We start from the raw sequence: 18,560 nt of genomic DNA on the forward strand, positions 1-18,560 counted from the left end.
GGCGGCGAGCATCACCGGCGTTGCACACGCGGCGCACGCAGCCGATGCCGACGCGGCGAGCACAGCTGCGAACCCCGCGGCAAACCCCGCGGAAAACCCAACCGCACCCGCCGACGACGCCCCGCAGCTTGCGCCTGTCAAGATCACCGGCACGAAGACCCAGGGCTACGCGCCGCAATCCGTCGAAACCGGCCAGTACCGCGGCATGGATGCGCTCGCCGTGCCGGCCACGGTGAACGTCGTCACGCGCGCGGTCATGGACGCCCAGGGCGACACCGGCCTCTACGACGCGCTGCGCAACGTCGCGGGCGTGACGCGCCAGCAGCTCAACGGACTCGCCTACGACAATCTCTCGGTCCGCGGCATCCCGCTCGACAACCGCTCCAGCTTCTATCTCGACGGCCTGCTGCCCATCGACAACAACATCTGGATGCCGATGCAAAACAAGGAGCGCGTGGAAGTGCTCAAGGGCGCGTCCGCGCTGTACTACGGCTTCGGCGCGCCGGCGGGGATCGTCAACATGGTGCTGAAGCGCGCGGGCAGCGAGCCGGTGACGAGCATTTCCGTGCTCGGCGATTCGCACGGCTCGATCGGCGCCGCCGCCGACATCGCCCGCCGCTTCGGCTCGGACAACGAATTCGGCATACGGGTGAACGCGATGGACGAGCACGTCGAAACCCCCATCGACGGCGATCGCGGCTATCGCAAGTTCGTGAGCGCCGCGCTCGACTGGCGCGTGAGCGACAAGCTCGAGCTGCAATACGATCTCGAGCACATCGAAACGCGCGTCGTCGAGCAGGCCGGCATCGCGCCGCTCACGGCTGTGAACGGCAAGATCGCGCTGCCGGCCATGCCCGACCCATCGAAGCTGCTGGTGCCGAACGACAAGCCCACCACTGCGAGCGCCACCTCGCAGCTCGTGCGCGCCGACTATGCGTTCAACGATCACTGGAGCGCGATGCTCTCGCTCGGTCAGTCAATCACGCGGCGCGACCGCTGGGCCTGGGTGTTCCAGAAGTACAACGTCGCGACCGGTGCGGGCACTTTGCAAGGCAGCCAGCAGTACGGACAGATGTACGAGAACAAGAACGTGCGGCTCGAAGTCAATGGAGACTTCAGGACGGGGTCGTTCATGCACACCGTCACGACGGGCGCGGTGCAGAACTGGCTGTTTCAGCCGGACTTCACGACATATACGTATACGGCGGCGCAAAATCTCTACGATCCGGTCGACATCACGTCGCTCAAGCAGAGCGGCAGCGCGCGCCAGTTCTACGCGCAGCACGTGCGCAACAGCGGCGTTTATCTATTCGACCAGATCGACATCACGCAGCGCTTGCAAGTGGTGGCCGGCGTGCGCCGCTCTGAGTACAAGACCTCGCAGGCGGGCACGCCGGGCAGCGATATCAATCACACATCGCCCTCGGGCAGCATCACGTACCGCATCACGCCACAGACGAGCGTCTACGCGAGCTATGTCGAGGCGCTCGAATCGGCGGGCAGCGCGCCGGCCACGACCGTCAACGCGAACCAGATCCTGCCCGCGGCGGTGAGCCGACAGCAGGAAGTGGGCGTGCGCACGCGCTTCCCCGGAAACACGCTCGTATCGCTTGCGCTTTTCAATCTCAAGCAGGCCAGCGCCGGAACGAACGCCGACAACGTCTATGTGATGGACGGCAACGCGCGTTATCGCGGCGTGGAGTTCTCGGTGCAAGGCGACGTGACGAACAACGTTTCGCTGAGCGCGTCGGCCGTGTATCTCGACGCGAAGCAGATCGACTCCTCCGATCCGACGCTTGTTGGCAAGACTCCGGAAAACACGCCGCGTGTGACGGCGAGTGTGTTCGCCGAATATCGCGTGCCGGTGCTTGCGGGTCTATCGGTGAACGGCGGCATCTACTACGTCGGGCCGCGCCAGGTGAACAACGCGAACCAGGCGCAGATCGGCGGCTACACGCTGTTGACCGCGGGACTGCGTTACGCGACGCGCGTGTACGGCAAACGCGTTTCGGTGCAGGCGAATCTGGAGAATGCGGCCAACCGGCGCTACTGGAGTGCGGCCGGGTCGAATCAGCTTGCCGTGGGGCTTGGACGCACGCTCGAGCTGACGTCCACGCTGGAGTTCTGAGCGCCGCGCCCGCGCGTTAAAAATTCCTCACGCAGGGCCTTCAAAAATGCGCGGGGACTCGATACAATGGCGACCCTTCAAGCCCAGGTGGCGAAATTGGTAGACGCACTATCTTGAGGGGGTAGCGCTGAAAGGCGTGCGGGTTCGAGTCCCGCCCTGGGCACCAGTCGCAAGCGTATGAATCTGCTGCAACGGTAGATTCGTGCGGCAGCCGTTCTGCAAGGGGGTATAGCTCAGCTGGGAGAGCGCTTGCATGGCATGCAAGAGGTCAGCGGTTCGATCCCGCTTACCTCCACCAACAGAACGGCAGCAGCAAGGGCAACTTCGCAGCTGTGGAGTTATCCAAAGAATGTCGTAAACGACACGATTTGGTTAGACTGGGCGGCGCTCGCAATCTCTTGTTGGATTTTTTTCGAAAAAGAGTGCGAGCCGAGACTATGCCGCTCTGCTGGTTCCTGCAATCCCAGCCATACGGTTAGCCCTTCGCTGGAATTCGCATGCTTGGCGGAAATTAAAGGTCAGGCCCGTTCGTTTGCGAACGTCGGCTACAACGAGCCGCCGCGATGGATACGGGACTTTGGTTCCCAGCATTCTGTGCGAACTTAGAAACTCCGCGAATTTGGTATCTCCGGTCGCTTTAGCTGAATCCTTCTTATGCTCCTTGCCGTTTTCGATAAGCGCCGCAGACTGGTTGGGGGCAATTTTGTGAAGGAACTTGACCGAAACGTCGAGTCTGTCCGCTGCCTCCTGCAAATATCGGACTCTTCCCGAGGCGATTAATTGCTCGAAGTTTGCGACAAGCGCGGACGTCGGCGCTGAAGCGCCCTTCCGCTTCTTGTTCACGAGCCGATAATCGATATTGCGCGGCCGGCCTCTCCAAGCGATAGCCGGCGTATTTCCTAGCAAGACGTCGGAAACGCGGCAGCTACAGCAGTAGGCTATAAGAACAATCCAGTGGAGGCTCGGATGGACTTCACCAGTCATCCACCCATGGAGCTCACCCTTACTAATTCCAAGTTCAGCCGCAAACGTGGCAGCAATTCCGCCGAAAAGGCTAGAGCTTGCATGGCTTAGAAAAGTTGGAATAGCCGGGGAACCAAGAAAAGCGTCAGGACGCAATTGGCAATCCTCCAGTAGGTCGACAACCAGCCACGCGGACTTTATTTCTTCCGGATACGCCTCCTCGGCAACGTCCCTTGCCACATTCGAGCCGTCGACTCGCGATGAACCTGGCAACCAGAACGCTTCTCCGTCACCGAATTTTGGTGTCGGAATCTGTTTCAATCGCATTCCGTGTATCGGGCATGCCTTTACGCAGTCAATTAACCAGAGCAGCCGATTATATTTCGCAATATTTGCCCGGTCGTCCTGCGCATAGCACGCTGGACAAAATCTTTCACAACGAGAGAGCAGCTTATATGGCGACAACATGCTTCCGAGCGGCCGCAGCGTATGACGCTCTAGGTCATGGCGCAGAGTGAGAAGATTGAGCGCATTCGACCACCTCGCCGCCAAATCCGTGATTCCGCATATTGCGAGTCCGTAGCAATCCTTGGCTATGTGCCTGCGGCTATCGAAATCTCGACCCCCAAGCAGTGGTGCAATGGCACGGAAGGCGAAGGTCCAAGGAAGCATCCCATGGTGTGCGGATAGACGGCGGAAGTAACTTCGCAGGTCTTCAAGAGTATCTCCGCTGCAACCCTCAGGAGACAGTCCGAAGCATGCTGAGCGAGGAGGCGCGTCGTCTGGCCAACCTCCCGGTCGAGACGCCAACCGAAGAGAGGAGTTCATCCTTGCTGCCTCTGCGTATTTCTATTGGTCGCTTCCGCGTCGAGCAACAACTCGTCCCGAGCCTGCTTTTCGGTAATGTAGTTGTGTTTACTGTCTTTCTGGAGGTAAGACTGGACGGCATCCTCTCCGACAAGCGTATCCTTTACAATCTTTCTGTGAGCTCTCTCGGATGGCATCGAGCTAAAAAGAAATTCGTCTTTCCATTGTCGGCCACCGTCAGCATCGCATTTTTTCACGGCTCTTCTCAAGACGTCGACGGCTTGGCCACAGAAACCAAATGTGCCATTAAACAAGTACTCAACTTGACCCGCGATATCAACCTTGCAAGCGAGTGGCAGCGCCTCCGCGACTGATTTCACAAACTTGCAGAATTCTGTGAAATCTTCTTTTGTCGGTTTATATCGCGAGTAGTGAACGACCTCAAATCTGCGCGCGAGCTGGTCGGTCGCCACGGCAATTTCCTCGGAGCCGTAAGCGCCCAGTAGCAGCAAGTGAAAGCCTGCCCGATTCCCCAAAGACTTCAAAAGATTCCCACCCTCTCGAGGGTCTCCCTTTGCGCGAGTTAAATGGACAGCCTCATCGAGGATTAGGTATGTCGTTCCTCGCCCTATAAGCGCTTTTTCAAACATAAGTCTACTGTTACGCACAAGGTCACGTGACTTCCCGAGTTCTTGATAGTTGTTGATGCCGTCAAGTATGCTGGGCGCGAGCAAGGCATGACACAAATGTGTGTACTGTAGTGGCCAATTGAGTTCACGAGTACTAGCATCGACTGCATCCACCTCACACATCACTGCAGGAATAAGGCTTGAGTCATTGTCGACTTCTACCGCGTTGGAAGCGATATAGTCGGCTAATTGCATTTTACCCAAGGTCGACTTACCGGCACCGGTGCCGCCTACCACGAGAGTGATAGAAAGCCCGGCACCCGGCTTCGGTTGGTTGCGTATTACATTGATTACCTTATCCTGGTTCGCGTGAGGGAAACGGAGCGCATCCATGTATGCTTCTTTGTCGGCGGGACTGCCCGCGATGGCTTGTTCACGCGCAGCCGCTTGTTCACGAGTAAGCATGGCATACTCCCGGTAACGTTAGAGGGGGCGATAAACTGGCAATGATTCGTAATCCAAATTGAATTTCTGAACCAACGATTCGCCAGCGTTCGAAGTGTTTGACGCAGGTTGAGGCTTCGATGGTGGCCTATCGACGGTTGTAGGCGCTTGTTCGGTTCCCGTCTGAGCGGACGCTGATTTGTCGTCACCTTTGAGCGTTTCGCCGTCGGTCTCGCGAGGTATGACGTCGGCTATGCCTACCGCGCCGTATATACGGTGAGTCGCAGCCGTAGCGTCTGCGACAGCTGGGAGAACGTGGTCGTTCAGTACGTCGTCGAGCAAGGACTCAAACGCTTCCTCAGGCGCTTTCCGCAAGCGAAGCCAAACCTCATAGAATGCATAACGAAGTTCAATGGCGGTCAATCGACGGTATTGCATCAACAGCTTCGATTCACATCGAACCCAACGTCCATGAATGGAGGCCCACGCGACGCTGACGTCCCACATATCGACGAGCACCGGGACGTTCCGTTCTCTACTGCGCAGACGCGAAAACTCGTCGGTCCAGTAATGCAAAGGCCCAATTTGGATGCCCCTCTGCGGGTCAACGGTTCGCGTTCCACCACGCGATACGGGGATGCAGGTTTGAATCATAAACCGGCGGTCAAACGGACACAGCCGCCTAAGGCGGCGGCCAGTCTGGATGAACCCCTTGTTCATGTAATCTTCTGGAGTGTGGTCGTGCGCCGGATGCACGCGCTCCCGGTTGTAACGAACATAGAAGAAATCTTCCAGAAGCCCATGTAATTGTGCGAAGCTCATATGGTCTGCCCGCGCTGGGTCAACTTGCCGGGTGACCGTCCTTACGTGTTTCATTGCTTTTGTGTTGCCGACGAGCTTGTAGATAAGCAACTGGTTCGTTATTCCAAAAAGCCGCTCGATGACTGCACCGAAGCGAGCCTCGTGATAGGGACGGGTCTCGCGCGTTACGTCGTAAAGGTGACAAAGCGATTCGAAGGCAAGGGACTGAAGGTCTTTGCCGCCGTCAACGACGATGAATTCTGGCATACGCCGGTGAAGCCTTATCATCTCGCGTATAGCCATCATGCAGCTCGTTGCGCTCGGGGCGTGAGCGGCCAGATAAAATGCAAGTACGGCGCGCGACGTTGCATCCATGATGATTGTGAGCCACGGCCTAATTCTATATACGCGCCCTCCGTATCCGCGAATGTAAATTATGATGTCAAGTTTCGTATGGTCGATGTGGACGCGATGAAATGGCCGACCTCCGTGAACTTTATCTTCGTGGTTTAAATACCAAACGATGGGCTCGGCATTGTATGCTCGACGACTTCCCTCACGAGAGCGAATGTTAAAAAATGCGCGATAGTGTCGGTAGAAAGTGTTCTTGGACGGCGGATACTCTATACCGCGCTCGGCGCAAAGGGTTTTACAATCTTCGTAGGCGTTGCTTGTGAGGGGATTTGTGGGATTGTTGTTCCTGCGAGCAATTTCACGAATCACGTCGACTTTCGCTTCACTAATTTGTCGCCCGCGCCCAGGGGGACGCCGGCGAATCAGTGCAAGCATCTGCAGTGGTGCCGAATCTCCGGCCTCTCGCTTTTTTTTCTTCAGGCGCTGAACCTGTCGAATCCCAACGCCGAACGCGACCTGCGTGCCGCGCGGAGCATGTTCAAGCGCTTCCAGTAGTAGAAAGCGGTCGCGAGCTTGTTTAATGCGTCCGTCTTCATAGTGCTCATGCTGAGCCAAAAGCTCTTCGGTGCTCTTGGGAGTGGACAACATGATGATGTCGCCGGAGTACAACGCGGATTGAAACTGCACTTCCGGCATTTCCGCCGCAAGAGTCACTGATGAATCGCTGTAGTACAGGACTTTCCCTGTGGGCATTCCTGAAATCGTGAAGACTTCGGGCGCACCTCGAAACATAAAGTCGCTGCCTACCTCGACGTCAAATGTGAAAGCCTCCGTAACGGCATGCTGCGGAGGCCGGTTCCACTTGACCAACTCGAGCTGCTCGCGACTAGAGCAGACCGCTACATCATGAGGTTCGGAAAGGTCGTCGAATTCGAGGTCGACGTGAAGCCGCTGCTCGGCGATTGCCTTCCACACATCATCTACCCTAAACCTCCCCGGCGGCGTGGGGGCGACAACAGGCTCATTCCATGGAGTGACATCATCGAAAGCTTTCGCACAGAGAGCGGCAAGGCTCAATGCGCCGGGCTTTTCGACGAGGGGCTTGATTGCATTAAGGGCATCTTCAGATAATGGTTCTGAACCTTCGCCTTGATAGTCTCTGAGGTGTTGAAGGTTTGAAATGAAGAGAGGATTGTGCTCGACGGAGGACCGAAGGCAGAAAGTGATGCCCATCTCGGCGAAAAACTGCTCTTTTTCAGGGCAATGCCAGGTGTTATCACTTTCTGACTTGTAATATCGCCATGGATAGCGTGTGGCAAGCTCTTGCAAGCGTTTTTCAGTCTTCCATTCTTCTACAAACGGGCCCGCTGCAGTCAATCTCAGAATGTCAGGCGTGTATGGAACATCTTGGATGTACTCGCTCGTGCGACCGTCCGCGAAGGTTCTTCTTATTATCGTTGGAATACTGACCTGGACCGGTTGGCAGTAGAACTCGCGCGTGACGTCGTCAAGGTCGTATCGGTAAACAGCCGGAAATTCCACATTGCGGCTTTCGGTTGCGACGCGCCGCTTCATTTTGCGCGACGTATAGCAGGTGACGCAATTTCCCGCGCCGCCTCTAACCTTTCGCACAGGGGAATGTAGTCTCGAGCTAATAATGTACTTCTTTCCGCTGTCTGGCGTACCCCACTCAGCAAACGCATCGAGTAACTCCGAGTGCGTGTATGGCCGAGCTGGGCCTATCGGAGCATGTTCCGTCAACTCTTTATCACATAGCTGCCACTTTGATAACGGGGGCAGCTTGATTGGTAACTGAATGCTCACCTGCGCTACCTGTCAGCTACATTTACCGCCGAGAGCTAGGAGTTTTCCGATAGCTCTCGTACCAGTGAGAGTCGTGCTTTGAGGTCTCTAGCACGCAACGAGTCGCCTACTTCCGAGCGCTACGCGGGTGTGTGGTAGGACTTTCGCCCAATGGCCTTCTTTGCCTTCATATTGCTCTGTACGATTTGACGCGGGCTTGCGAAGACTTATCCGCGAGCCTTTCTAAAGAAGGTAGATTTCCTGACGCAGTACGCAGTGCTCAAATTCAGTCTGGGGCATGCAATAGATTCTCTCTTCCGACGCTGAACTATAGAGAATGGTGCCTTCCGAGATGCGAAGAATCATGAACAAGTCGCTCTTGTACCTCCACGTGAACTCGGAGCCTTTGTCGACTGTGAACACTATGTGCAGCTGCGTGCGTTTGGAACCCCGTGTGTACAGTGGGCCCCTCAACTTCGCAAATTTTGAGGGGACGTTAGATGTTGAAGGGTTCGAAAGAAGTGCAGAGACCGGTAGACGAATTTCCACGTGACCCTCCTAGTGCAATGTGAGGGCGGCTTCGGGACGTTAACATCGTTCGTTCGGTCGAGATGTGTCGGCGGTGCGCTCGCTGAACTCCAGTCCGCAAGGTCCCCACGCCGGTCCTATGAAACAGCCTTAGAGGTGTCAAAGCGATTGACAAATCGCACCAGAGCCAACGCCCCACCGGAGGAATAATAGGTCAGAACGTTCAGAAAGTGAAGATGAATATTTCAACAAAAGTGTAGAAGCAGAAATATTAAACTCTTTAGCAAGTGTAGACAGCATGAGATGTGCCACCTCGGCGCTGGTTATAGACGTCGGTCTTTGGTCGGCCGGATACGTATACCTAGGACTGCGATTTATTTTAGAGCGATTGTATGGCAGCAAGTCGCCTAACAATGTACTGCTGAGCCAGGGAGCTGGAAAGTCCTTCTTCGGCCCTCAGAAGTACAATATTGGGCGTAAGCTCGCGGCTGTAGCGCGACTTGTTGTGGTCGAGGATGAGGGGGAATGGTTCATGACGTTGAGCGACGTGGCGTTCTGCCTCGCTCATGCGCGTCGGCATGCGAGTATAAGCGGACGCTCGTTTTAGCGTTGTTCCAATGACTCGATGCGCCAGAGCCCACGGCAGCATGGCTAGACAATCGTCTACTCCAAGGAAGAACGTCCACCATGTGTTCAACACAATTGTCGCCTTGGGATACGGAGTCAGCAGGTCGGAGAGAACGTTAGCGTGCTCGAACGGCTTGTGACCTCGCGTCGCAAGAGTTGGCATGCGACCTTCACTGAAATGGACCTCGTCAGGATGCAACACGCCATCGAAGTTGAGATAGATATTCATATTCGCCTTCCCACTTCAGATGTCTGAAGAGTTTGTTCCACGCGACGGTTGTGGGCCGCGCGGGCGCAATCGACGAAATGAAAGCGTCCTCGAGCGCCGTCTCTGCTATCGGATAGCGGGTTGTTTTCGGGCAAGGATGACGTCGTTGTGGCGCGTTGTGCGGCCTAGTCGTCCAATGTGACCCGCCGAACGTCGCGACATCTGCCTTTTTGCTCTGGCGAGACGAGGGCGCATACGCGCCAAGCGAAGTGGCAATCCGACTTTTCCTCGTGCTGAAAAAGGCTCGGTACGGGGGCGTTGCCGAGCGGTGTGGAAGCTTGCCCGCCGAAAGTATCGCCATACGAGTTCGTATATCTCCCCGGGACCTCTTTCGGTATCGCTGGTCTCTTCCGGGCTACCGTCTTACACTTACAAGCTTTGTCGCGCTTGCGGCTATGGCTCGTATTTTCGAGTTGTCGAAAAATGAGATTTTTATCGCACTTTTAGTATAGGGGGCGTGCGTGTTCGTGGCAAGGAATTCCTGCTGTGGGTGACTCATGGCCGAACCTCGCGGCACGCGTTCTTCGCGTGGCCCTAGCGAGGAAAGACGTAACCTACGCGCAGTTGGCGGAGGCTCTAGTCGCTGCGGGCGAGGATGACAGCGAGCGCGCCCTCGTATCGCGTATATCGAGAGGCACGGCACAGTTCAGCTTGCTCCTCCAAATTCTGCATATCACAGACTCAGAACCACCTCCGTTATGGTCGGCGGCAATCTCTCGAGAAGGGTCCTGGGAGCAGCGTGCGGCCGCCGCGCTTGGTGCGGAACTGGCGGCTCAGCCTTGGATAACCTCGGCGGAGCTAACGCGCCGACTTGCGCTGGTAGGTGTCCGCGCCACACCAAGGACCGTCGCGCGACACGTTTCGTCTGGAAAATTTACCGTCACTTTTTTCCTTCAGTGCCTGACGGTGCTCGGTAGCCCCAGCGCCGACCGCTACATTGACCTCGGCGACCTCCGCCGTGCAGCGTTGCGAACCGCAGATACCATGGGCGACGCCTCGTCCGATTGAACTTGCATTTTTCATATGGCCGACTAGACTAAAAGTGAGATAAATATCTCACCGATGGCTCTCGTGCTTGGCTAGAGTTCTGGCTCCGGAGACGCCTCTGCTTGACTGCGACCGAGCCGCCGAGCGGTCCGACTCAACATTTAACGGACAAGCAATATTTCATTTTCCTTTCTGTCGTTGGGCGCGCATCCCCCACGTTGGGCCGGCCGGTGCTGCCTAACCCGCCCGTCAGATGTTGTGGCAGAAGTCTTGGCGTTCGGCCTACGCTGCTCGATGGTCAGCAGAGAATTCTGGTCAGCAACTTGCCGTGTATCGATTAGGTATGCAAAGCAAATAGCCATGAGTGCGCTAGTTCAAACTTTCTCTAGTGACTCTGGTCTCAACGGCCCCAAGGTTGCTCTTCTCGAATGGCGCATCCTGCAAGCAGGCCATGGATGCCATTTCGTCGGCATCGACGTTGTGCACAAAAGATGCCATGCCAGCCCGGCCATACGCAACCTTGACCTAGTCGCGATGGTTGGAATTTCCAACGCTGGCTGTACATATCGCCTAGTTGGACTTCCGGGGTCGACCGACGACTGGCTCCAGATGTGGACGGCGTGGTGCGCTTTGTTCCGGCAGCCGTCACCGACTGACGTGACGGCGGAAGTACTTCGCTGGCGGTCACACACCGAATCTCCAACACGAGATAATGTCTGCGACTGGGAATCGGCAATGTCATTGTGGCTGACACCTTCCGTGTCTGAGCAGCCGATGGTTCGACTGAGTGCCTGGCATATTCTTGAAACAGATTTGCTCACGCGACATTTTGTCGGACGCAACGAGGCGACTGGGCATACGAGGGTGAGTTCGGAAATTTGCGATTTTGACGCAATCGCTCGACGCGGAGTAACCCGCTCTGGGCGGGTGTACCAACTAGTCGGCGACAGCTCCGTAAATCCGGACGAAACGTATGTTTGGTTACAGTGGTGTGCATTCAACGGTATCCGCTCCTATTCGGACGTTACGGCGTCGACGCTTTCAGACGGAGCACGCACATGACGATGCCTTTCGAGCGAGCGTCGGCCATCCTGGATGCTCGGGATTTTCTGCAACAGCACTCTCGGATGAGCGAACCTAGTCTGCCCGCAAGGGTCCGACGCCGTGCCGAAGCACTACTTCGGCATTACCCGGACTAGGGTGATATCGAATTTATCTGCATCGCCTTACCCCACTGCTTTCAAATGCCAGCCCGCAAAAGGACGAGATGACCCCACCATTGCAGCAACCCTGCTGACGAACTTCGGAGGCAGCGCTTTGGCTAGAACTCTTGCCAGTCAATAGCGACAGGCGCTGCCGTGTCGAATCGACGCGACTGCACAAGCATTGGAGGCGATGAATGCGGGACAAGACTCCTCGTGCAAGTTTGGAGCGGGCGCTCGCCGCCAAAATTGACAAGGGCATACGACGGAGTCTGGAGGCAATGACCGCGCACGTACGTAGACCTGAGGACAATGTCGTCGTTCGAATTAGGACTGCTGTTCAAACGGGCGCTGCGAGACGAACTGTACGAACGAAATCGCGAAAAGGGACGACGGGCCGATACCCACAGGGTCACAAGGTGAAGGAAACGACGTGAACAACGTAGACGAACAGCGGCCAGTTATGTCAAAAGGAGTGAAGCCATGACTATGCCGGATGAACGCACACGTGCGCTGATAAATGCGCGCGAGCTGCTTTCTGACACCTCGAAAATGACGTCGGTAGTGAATGTCAAAGCGCTCCGACAACGAGCGGCCGCCGTGCTACGTCATTATCCCGATGACGGAATGCTATCGCTGATTGCTGCCCAGTCGCCGTGGCTCGAATGGCCGTGGCGAGACCCTGGAATTTCAGCGCCACAAGCCGAAGACGATGGTGCGAGTGTGTCCGGCGCGGACGACATGGCAGACTTTGTCGCCAAGCTGGGAGCAGTGCTCGCCTCAAATCCCATGACCGTTGCACAACTGGTGAAGGCGTTGGTATGTGCGGAACCGAATAGCTACGTGCTGTTCATGACGCACTATGCCGACGTAGAAGAGGCGGACGGAGTCCGACAGGTGAGCATGCAGGAGATGGTATGGACGCACGAACGGGGTGCGTATAGAGGCGACCCGTACGACGTGTGGTACCCACGAGGTCCGGTACCGCGCGAAGACGGCTACCACGATGTCAAGTATGAAGCCGTTCGGGTCGTGGTCCTGTCAGATGGCCCGACGAATCTCCGATTCGTCGGGCAATGACATCCGAAGGTGAAGGACCCTTTCGTCTTGCATCTGGAGGGGAGATATGTCCATCTACTTGCATTTCCCGGGTGAAGGCTCGGAAACAGTGTACTTGGAGCGCTGGTCGATACGCGAGTCCGCCAATGGCGAGCGGCGCTTCGTAGGATATAGCAGGGAAACGCGAGATGGACGAGTGAGCACTCCGGTAGTTGAACTAGATGCCGAGGCACGTAGAGGCCGCACAGCCAGCGGCCGCATTTATCATCTAGTAGGCCCGAGCGGCTGGAGCAGCGACGGCGAATACGTGCTCAGTTGCGTTGCTGAAATCCTCTGCGAGGGCGGCGCATGGCGCGACGTCACTGAAGAGTTGATTCCTGATTGTCGCGTAAGAAACCGTGAGACTGACAACCCGGCGGAACTCACGCTCGATGCAACCGCGCGGCTCCTCTTTGTTTCGCCTTTTCATGTGCGGAGGCTCATCGACGAGGGCAAGCTGCCTGCTCGCACGGACGAAGAAGGAATTCAACGTATACCCAAAGCGGTTGCGCAGGCGTATCGCGAGAAAATGCGCAAGGACCAGCGGGAGGGGATGGAGCGAATGATGGACGCATCGCAGCGCGCAGGGCTTTACGACGCTGAGATTGAGGACCTCCCGGTGCGTCGAAAAATTGACAACGGCAATGGGGAGTAACGAGCGCGGGACCAAGGAGGACGCAGTTTTAGATTTTGTGTCGTGTCGCTCAGACCCGTATGTTGTTTTGGCGCATTCCGATTTTGAATTCTCATTGTTGATAGACCGGCGACGCATAGACCTCGACAACGAGCGAGGCTTTGATGCAAAGGTAGACGACGTGATGATTCGATTCGTGGCGGGGGAGACGATGTGGCTCCAGTGACCCCGACGCGCAGGGAAAGATATTAAATGACGACGCGAAAGGTGCTATTTCTTGATATCGACGGTGTTCTGCATCGTGGAATCGCTCGCAGGTCTGGCAACCTTGTAGTGAGTAGTGCGCCAGAATTCATAGAATTATTTGAGTTCGCGCGGGTTCTAGATGAACTACTCCGACCGTATCCTGATGTCGAAATCGTCTTGTCCTCAGACTGGGCTATCGTTTTGGGGACTCAATATACAGTTGCAGCGCTTCCGTTGTCCACATTGCGAGAACGTGTTGTTGGAGCGACGTACGAAGACTCCATATTTAACGAGTACTTCTGGTTCGTGGTTCCACGAGGTGCTCAGGTCATGGATTACGTGAGCAGAAACTCACCTTTGACGTGGTTAGCTGTCGACGACCGCGAGGACGGATTCGAGTCGCACCGTGACCGGCTCGTGCATTGTCAGACGGATGCTGGGCTTGGGGACCCTGTGGTCGTTGAACTATTTCGACAGCGTTTGCAGCAGTTTTTCTCAGGAGCGTCGACAGATGACATCAACGAGTAATGGGCCGCCACCACATCAGCAGCGAACATTGCCCGTCCGTATCACCGACGGCACCTGGTTCCACCAAACGTGGGCGATGTCGCCAAGAAAGTCATCGCCTATCTTCGACAGCGGCTGACCATAGTTCGCGCTCACCTACCCGAACTCCTTTGCAATCACAGTTCTGGGCGATGCAAGTGCATACGTCCCTACGAGGGGGAAACAAAAATGCTTAAAGTGACGGTGGAGCTTTTGCCTGGCGGCCGCGAAAGCGGAAAACGCGTGATAGCAACGGCCGACATTGCGCGCGTGCGAGACGGGGCGCTGGCGGACTACGAAGCGGAACTAAAGGAGGCATTGATTGGCGACGTTGGTGACACGGCACTGCTTCGCGACTACCCACGCTGGTCCGCTAGCGTTTTTGATTTGGTCGCGCGATGCCTGGCCGCTGCATTGAATAACGGAAAGGAGGAGTTGCCGCCGCGCCCCGTGTTGCCAGAAGTGACCGTTCACGTGCGTGGCGACGGCGTTCACTATGTCAAACTTAGCGAAATCCCAGAGCCGGCGAAAACTTTTTTCGAGAAGAACCTCGACGGCTCTGGAATACCCGGCAATGGCTGTGCGTACGCGCATGACTGGCAAGACTTTCTTGAAGGGCAGCGTTAGTGCAAGGACAATCTTTGGGCTGTCCTCGCCAAGGGGCAACTCCGACCATGTTGGGTGTCTGGGGTAGTGAACTAAGACGATTCGGCAACTATGGACACTTGCTTTTGAAATCGTGCTTTCCTACTGAGTTTGTGCCCACGCTGGGCTCAGTATCGTTAGGGTGACAGTTGACATAACCGGGACGCCCGTGTACGGGACAGAATCTGCTGACATCGCACGGAAAGCCCCCTGCTAGCATGTCATGACCTCGCAGGGACAGCAGCGGTAGCGATACCCAAGAAACCAATCTCGCTGAAATTGAACTACGGGCCTCGCGACATTCCGCACGGCAGGCTTGGCGTCAGCGTCGCTCCCAGGTAATGGGTCCAATTCTCTGCAGCTCCTGCATCAAACGGCGACGTATGCGTCCCAGGGACTTTCGCGCTTCGTCCACCGTCGCGTAGTCCTTCTGCAGATGCCAATAGGCCTCACCAGCCATTGCCTCCAGTTCAGATAACGCATATCGGCCCGTTTGCACCTCGAGCGCGAGCCGGCCTACCTCATCTCGTGGATGCAGGTTCCAGATGCGTCGCAACTCGTCATCGAGCGGTGTAACGAACGGGGGCAGTCCGTACCGGCAGCGCTCCGCGCGCAGCCTGCGCTCGCGCTTCCAGGGCAAATCGGCGGCCGGCGGGTCGACTACCGGGCCAACGCCGCACGTTCTGTCGCGCTTTGTGTGTTCCAGCCGGTATATGCACATGTCATACGCGTACCAGTCGGAGCGTGCCTCCTCGTCAGTCAGCCATATCGGCGTGGGGACAAAGCAAGCGGTGACCTCGTTCCAGACGGCCCATTTGTATTCCCAGAGCGGCTCCATTTGTTGGCAAAATACTGTATAAATGTACAGGTGTGGAAAAGTACCATAATCTCCCGCGCCCGCCCAGCCCACGACGGAGGAAGCTATGTGCACGAACTATGCAGCGGCGCGCCGCGACCGGCTGTTTCGTCACTTCGGAGTCGAACCTCCTGACAGTCCTTGGCGTGACGAGGTGTACAAAGACTATATGGCCCCAATTATTCAGCGCACTACGGACGGCCAGACGGCGAATGTCGCAACGTTCGGGATGGTGCCGCGCAAGCACATCCCACCGGGTGTGCGCGTTTTCGACACGATGAACGCGCGCTCGGAGACCGTCGGCGAGAAGCGCAGCTTCAGTGGTGCGTGGAAACGTCTGCAGCTGTGCCTCATCCCCTGCGAGGCGTTCTACGAACCGAACTATGAGACCGGCAAATCGGTGCGCTGGCGTGTCGACTTGGCATCGGGTGAGCCGTTCGCGATAGCCGGCCTGTGGCGCGAGTGGGACGACGGCAACGATGGCAAGGCTCTCTCGTTCACCATGCTCACTGTCAACTCAAATGAGCATCCGCTTATGCGTCGTTTCCATAAACCTGGCGACGAGAAGCGCTCGGTCGTCATAGTGCGGCCTACGGACTATGAGGGGTGGCTCAACAGCCGGTCGACGGACGAGGCGCGTTCGTTCCTGAATCTCTTCCCTGCAGAGCTGATGCATGCCGAGGCGTGCCCCGCACCGCCGCGTGCGCTGAAGAGCAGTACAACTGCGTCGAAAGCGGAAGCCGAGAAATGAAGAAGCTAGATGACGAAACGAAGGCGGAACTGCTCACGTTCCTCGTGGTCGGGCAGCTGTTCGCGTTTGCGCGCACCGGCGAATGGTTGCGCACTGACCATCTCATTGAGTCGTCTCAGATGTGGCTTAGCTCGAGCGGCGCTCAGTGCGACTGGATGGAGCGAGCTCGACTCATCGCAGCGTGCCGGGTACTCGCGGTCAAAGCGCTTGACTTGCCATTCCCGCAACTCGAAGCCGACCTGGTGCAGTTGTTTAACCTGAATAGGGGCTGGTTTCTCGATTATCGGAAGCCGGTCGTTCAGGAAATTCATGCGCTTAGCGTTGCCCTCCTAGCCAGCTGAAGTGCAGTGCGTGGGCGAAGCAGACCCGAGCTTCAGGCCTGTTGCTACCCTGGGGGTGCCTCGCGGCCTGCTGTTCCACTGCAAATCTACCCGGGATTGGTATGCGTCTTGGGTATCTCCTTGTTGCCAATTTGTAGGGAGACCCAGAATCTGAGAGTTACAGCTCCGTCAGACGATGCTATGGGGCCGTGGGAAGCACCGGATGGGATATTGGAAGCATCGCGCGAGTTTTTTTCCTCACAGCGGAGACCCATGAGTCCGGTTTCGAGACAGGCGGAGGTATCATCTTATCTTTGCCCCGTCATTCGGCATCACATGAATCAAGACCTGAAAAAGACCCTATGGGCCGCAGCCGACAAGCTGCGCGCTTCCATGGATGCCGCAGAGTACAAGCATATTGTCCTCGGCCTGATTTTCCTCAAATACATTTCGGACGCGTTTGATGAGCGGCGCGCGCAGCTTTCTGCGGCATTTGCCGACGACAATGACGACCTGTATCTGCCCGATGCGTTGGACCATGCCGAGGCGCTGGAAGAGCGCGACTATTACACGATGGCTAACGTCTTCTGGGTGCCTGCGGCAGCACGCTGGGAGGCGCTGCGCGCGCAGGCAAAGCAGGCCGACATTGGCGTGCGGATTGATGCCGCGCTTGAAGCCATCGAAGCCGACAACCCTCGCCTGAAAGGCATTCTCGACAAACGTTTCGGCCGCACACAGCTCGAACCGGGCAAGCTCGGCGAACTGGTAGACCTGATTTCGAAGATTGGCTTCGGCGAAGGCCACCACGCGAAAGATTTGCTCGGCGAGGTGTACGAATACTTTCTCGGACAGTTCGCTACCGCCGAAGGCAAGAAGGGCGGACAGTTCTACACGCCCGCCTCAGTGGTGCGCGTGCTGGTCGAGGTGTTGGCTCCGCATCAGGGGCGCGTCTATGACCCCTGCTGTGGCTCGGGCGGGATGTTCGTGCAGAGCGAGAAGTTCATCGAGTCCCACGGCGGACGGATGGACGACATCAGCATTTACGGCCAGGAAGCCAACCCGACGACCTGGCGCTTGGTTGCCATGAATCTCGCGATTCGCGGCTTTGCTGCGGACTTGGGCAAGGAGCCAGCTGACACGTTCCACCGTGACCAGCACCCGGACTTGCGCGCCGACTATGTGCTCGCGAATCCGCCGTTCAACATCAGCGATTGGGGGGGCGAGCGCCTGGCCGATGACCGGCGCTGGGCACATGGCACGCCGCCTGCCGGTAACGCGAACTATGCCTGGCTTCAGCACATCCTGCACCACCTGAGCCCGCGTGGACAGGCGGGCGTAGTGCTTGCGAACGGCAGCATGAGCACTAGCCAGAACAGTGAAGGTGACATTCGCCGGGCTATGGTCGAGGCCGATGTCGTTGATGTGATGGTCGCCCTGCCACCACAATTGTTCCTGAACACGCAGATTCCGGCGTGTCTTTGGTTCCTCACCAAAGACAAGAGCGGCGCACCGATTGCCGGGGCCAAGCCAGGGCGTGACCGGCGCGGCGAGGTATTGTTCATTGACGCGCGCAAGGTCGGACGCATGGAGTCGCGCGTAGTGCGTGTGTTCGATGACGAAGACATCGGGAAAATTGCCGCGACGGTGCATCGCTGGCGCGCCGATGGCGAGGATGGCACCGATGAACCGTATGCCGATGTGCCGGGCTTCTGCCGGTCGGTGAAGCTGGCCGAGATTGCCGAGCATGGGCACGTACTGACACCGGGCCGTTATGTCGGCACGGAGGCAACCGAAGACAACGACGAAACGTTTGATGAAAAGATGGAGCTACTGACCGCGCAGCTTGCCGAGCAAATGGCAAAGGGAGCGGAGCTGGATGCCGTGATTCGGGAGAAGCTCGGGGGGCTCGGGTATGCGGTCTAA

General features: G+C 57.0%; 13 protein-coding genes and 2 tRNA genes. 10 read left to right on the forward strand and 5 right to left on the reverse strand.

Annotation, left to right across the window (positions count from 1 at the left end):
- The 3 genes from VSR34_RS23545 to VSR34_RS23555 all read left to right on the forward strand — a co-directional run.
- On the forward strand, positions 1 to 2,128 hold a 2,128-nt coding region (locus VSR34_RS23545; protein ID WP_342963689.1), incomplete at its 5' end, for a TonB-dependent siderophore receptor.
- A gap of 81 nt (positions 2,129 to 2,209) precedes the next feature.
- Positions 2,210 to 2,294, forward strand: a tRNA-Leu gene (locus tag VSR34_RS23550).
- 56 nt (positions 2,295 to 2,350) lie between these two features.
- A tRNA-Ala gene (locus VSR34_RS23555) sits at positions 2,351 to 2,426 on the forward strand.
- 137 nt (positions 2,427 to 2,563) lie between these two features.
- Here VSR34_RS23555 and VSR34_RS23560 read toward each other — a convergent pair.
- The 4 genes from VSR34_RS23560 to VSR34_RS23575 all read right to left on the reverse strand — a co-directional run bounded on the left by VSR34_RS23560 (position 2,564) and on the right by VSR34_RS23575 (position 9,313).
- Positions 2,564 to 3,412, reverse strand: a complete 849-nt coding sequence (locus VSR34_RS23560) for a hypothetical protein (RefSeq protein ID WP_342963690.1) — start codon at positions 3,410 to 3,412, stop codon at positions 2,564 to 2,566.
- A gap of 503 nt (positions 3,413 to 3,915) precedes the next feature.
- Positions 3,916 to 4,992 (reverse strand): TniB family NTP-binding protein, encoded by a 1,077-nt coding sequence (locus tag VSR34_RS23565; protein WP_342963691.1) that lies wholly within the window; start codon positions 4,990 to 4,992, stop codon positions 3,916 to 3,918.
- 18 nt (positions 4,993 to 5,010) lie between these two features.
- The gene (locus VSR34_RS23570; protein WP_342963692.1) at positions 5,011 to 7,701 is read right to left on the reverse strand and encodes an integrase; all 2,691 of its coding nucleotides are present in this window, start codon (positions 7,699 to 7,701) and stop codon (positions 5,011 to 5,013) included.
- Between the two features lie 1,135 nt (positions 7,702 to 8,836).
- On the reverse strand, positions 8,837 to 9,313 hold the full coding sequence (locus VSR34_RS23575; protein ID WP_342963693.1) for an HAD domain-containing protein: 477 nt from the start codon (positions 9,311 to 9,313) through the stop codon (positions 8,837 to 8,839).
- Between the two features lie 2,711 nt (positions 9,314 to 12,024).
- On the opposite strand from VSR34_RS23575, the gene VSR34_RS23580 reads away from it, so the two are divergent.
- From VSR34_RS23580 to VSR34_RS23595, 4 genes are all read left to right on the forward strand, one after another.
- Positions 12,025 to 12,621: a BPSL0761 family protein gene (locus VSR34_RS23580; protein ID WP_342963694.1), complete on the forward strand. Its 597-nt coding sequence runs from the start codon at positions 12,025 to 12,027 to the stop codon at positions 12,619 to 12,621.
- Between the two features lie 46 nt (positions 12,622 to 12,667).
- The gene (locus VSR34_RS23585; protein ID WP_342963695.1) at positions 12,668 to 13,294 is read left to right on the forward strand and encodes a hypothetical protein; all 627 of its coding nucleotides are present in this window, start codon (positions 12,668 to 12,670) and stop codon (positions 13,292 to 13,294) included.
- Positions 13,295 to 13,525: 231 nt separating this feature from the next.
- Positions 13,526 to 14,047 (forward strand): HAD domain-containing protein, encoded by a 522-nt coding sequence (locus VSR34_RS23590; RefSeq protein WP_342963696.1) that lies wholly within the window; start codon positions 13,526 to 13,528, stop codon positions 14,045 to 14,047.
- A gap of 207 nt (positions 14,048 to 14,254) precedes the next feature.
- A complete protein-coding gene (locus VSR34_RS23595) occupies positions 14,255 to 14,692 on the forward strand; it encodes a hypothetical protein (RefSeq protein WP_342963697.1) in 438 nt (145 codons plus the stop codon).
- Between the two features lie 340 nt (positions 14,693 to 15,032).
- On the opposite strand, the gene VSR34_RS23600 is transcribed toward VSR34_RS23595, so the two are convergent.
- Complete coding sequence (locus VSR34_RS23600; RefSeq protein WP_342963698.1) at positions 15,033 to 15,548, reverse strand: hypothetical protein; 516 nt, start codon at positions 15,546 to 15,548, stop codon at positions 15,033 to 15,035.
- Between the two features lie 85 nt (positions 15,549 to 15,633).
- Between VSR34_RS23600 and VSR34_RS23605 the strand changes: the two genes are divergently transcribed.
- The 3 genes from VSR34_RS23605 (at position 15,634) to VSR34_RS23615 (ending at position 18,560) form a co-directional block, all read left to right on the forward strand.
- Positions 15,634 to 16,317, forward strand: coding sequence for an SOS response-associated peptidase family protein (locus VSR34_RS23605; protein ID WP_342963699.1), 684 nt, complete (start codon positions 15,634 to 15,636; stop codon positions 16,315 to 16,317).
- A complete protein-coding gene (locus VSR34_RS23610) occupies positions 16,314 to 16,658 on the forward strand; it encodes a hypothetical protein (RefSeq protein WP_342963700.1) in 345 nt (114 codons plus the stop codon). The genes VSR34_RS23605 and VSR34_RS23610 overlap by 4 nt, the downstream gene beginning before the upstream one ends.
- A 315-nt stretch (positions 16,659 to 16,973) precedes the next feature.
- Positions 16,974 to 18,560: a class I SAM-dependent DNA methyltransferase gene (locus VSR34_RS23615; RefSeq protein ID WP_342963701.1), complete on the forward strand. Its 1,587-nt coding sequence runs from the start codon at positions 16,974 to 16,976 to the stop codon at positions 18,558 to 18,560.

The sequence above is a fragment of the Paraburkholderia sp. JHI2823 genome (assembly GCF_038900695.1).
GTDB lineage: Bacteria > Pseudomonadota > Gammaproteobacteria > Burkholderiales > Burkholderiaceae > Paraburkholderia > Paraburkholderia mimosarum.

What these genes read in the sequence shown, in the direction of transcription:
- VSR34_RS23585 (WP_342963695.1), top strand. Translation starts at nt 12,668, where the DNA reads ATGTCCATCTACTTGCATTTCCCGGGTGAAGGCTCGGAAACAGTGTAC.
- VSR34_RS23565 (WP_342963691.1), bottom strand. Translation starts at nt 4,992, where the DNA reads ATGCTTACTCGTGAACAAGCGGCTGCGCGTGAACAAGCCATCGCGGGC.
- VSR34_RS23580 (WP_342963694.1), top strand. Translation starts at nt 12,025, where the DNA reads ATGACTATGCCGGATGAACGCACACGTGCGCTGATAAATGCGCGCGAG.
- VSR34_RS23590 (WP_342963696.1), top strand. Translation starts at nt 13,526, where the DNA reads ATGACGACGCGAAAGGTGCTATTTCTTGATATCGACGGTGTTCTGCAT.
- VSR34_RS23595 (WP_342963697.1), top strand. Translation starts at nt 14,255, where the DNA reads ATGCTTAAAGTGACGGTGGAGCTTTTGCCTGGCGGCCGCGAAAGCGGA.
- VSR34_RS23605 (WP_342963699.1), top strand. Translation starts at nt 15,634, where the DNA reads ATGTGCACGAACTATGCAGCGGCGCGCCGCGACCGGCTGTTTCGTCAC.
- VSR34_RS23600 (WP_342963698.1), bottom strand. Translation starts at nt 15,548, where the DNA reads ATGGAGCCGCTCTGGGAATACAAATGGGCCGTCTGGAACGAGGTCACC.
- VSR34_RS23610 (WP_342963700.1), top strand. Translation starts at nt 16,314, where the DNA reads ATGAAGAAGCTAGATGACGAAACGAAGGCGGAACTGCTCACGTTCCTC.
- VSR34_RS23575 (WP_342963693.1), bottom strand. Translation starts at nt 9,313, where the DNA reads ATGAATATCTATCTCAACTTCGATGGCGTGTTGCATCCTGACGAGGTC.
- VSR34_RS23570 (WP_342963692.1), bottom strand. Translation starts at nt 7,701, where the DNA reads ATGAAGCGGCGCGTCGCAACCGAAAGCCGCAATGTGGAATTTCCGGCT.
- VSR34_RS23615 (WP_342963701.1), top strand. Translation starts at nt 16,974, where the DNA reads ATGAATCAAGACCTGAAAAAGACCCTATGGGCCGCAGCCGACAAGCTG.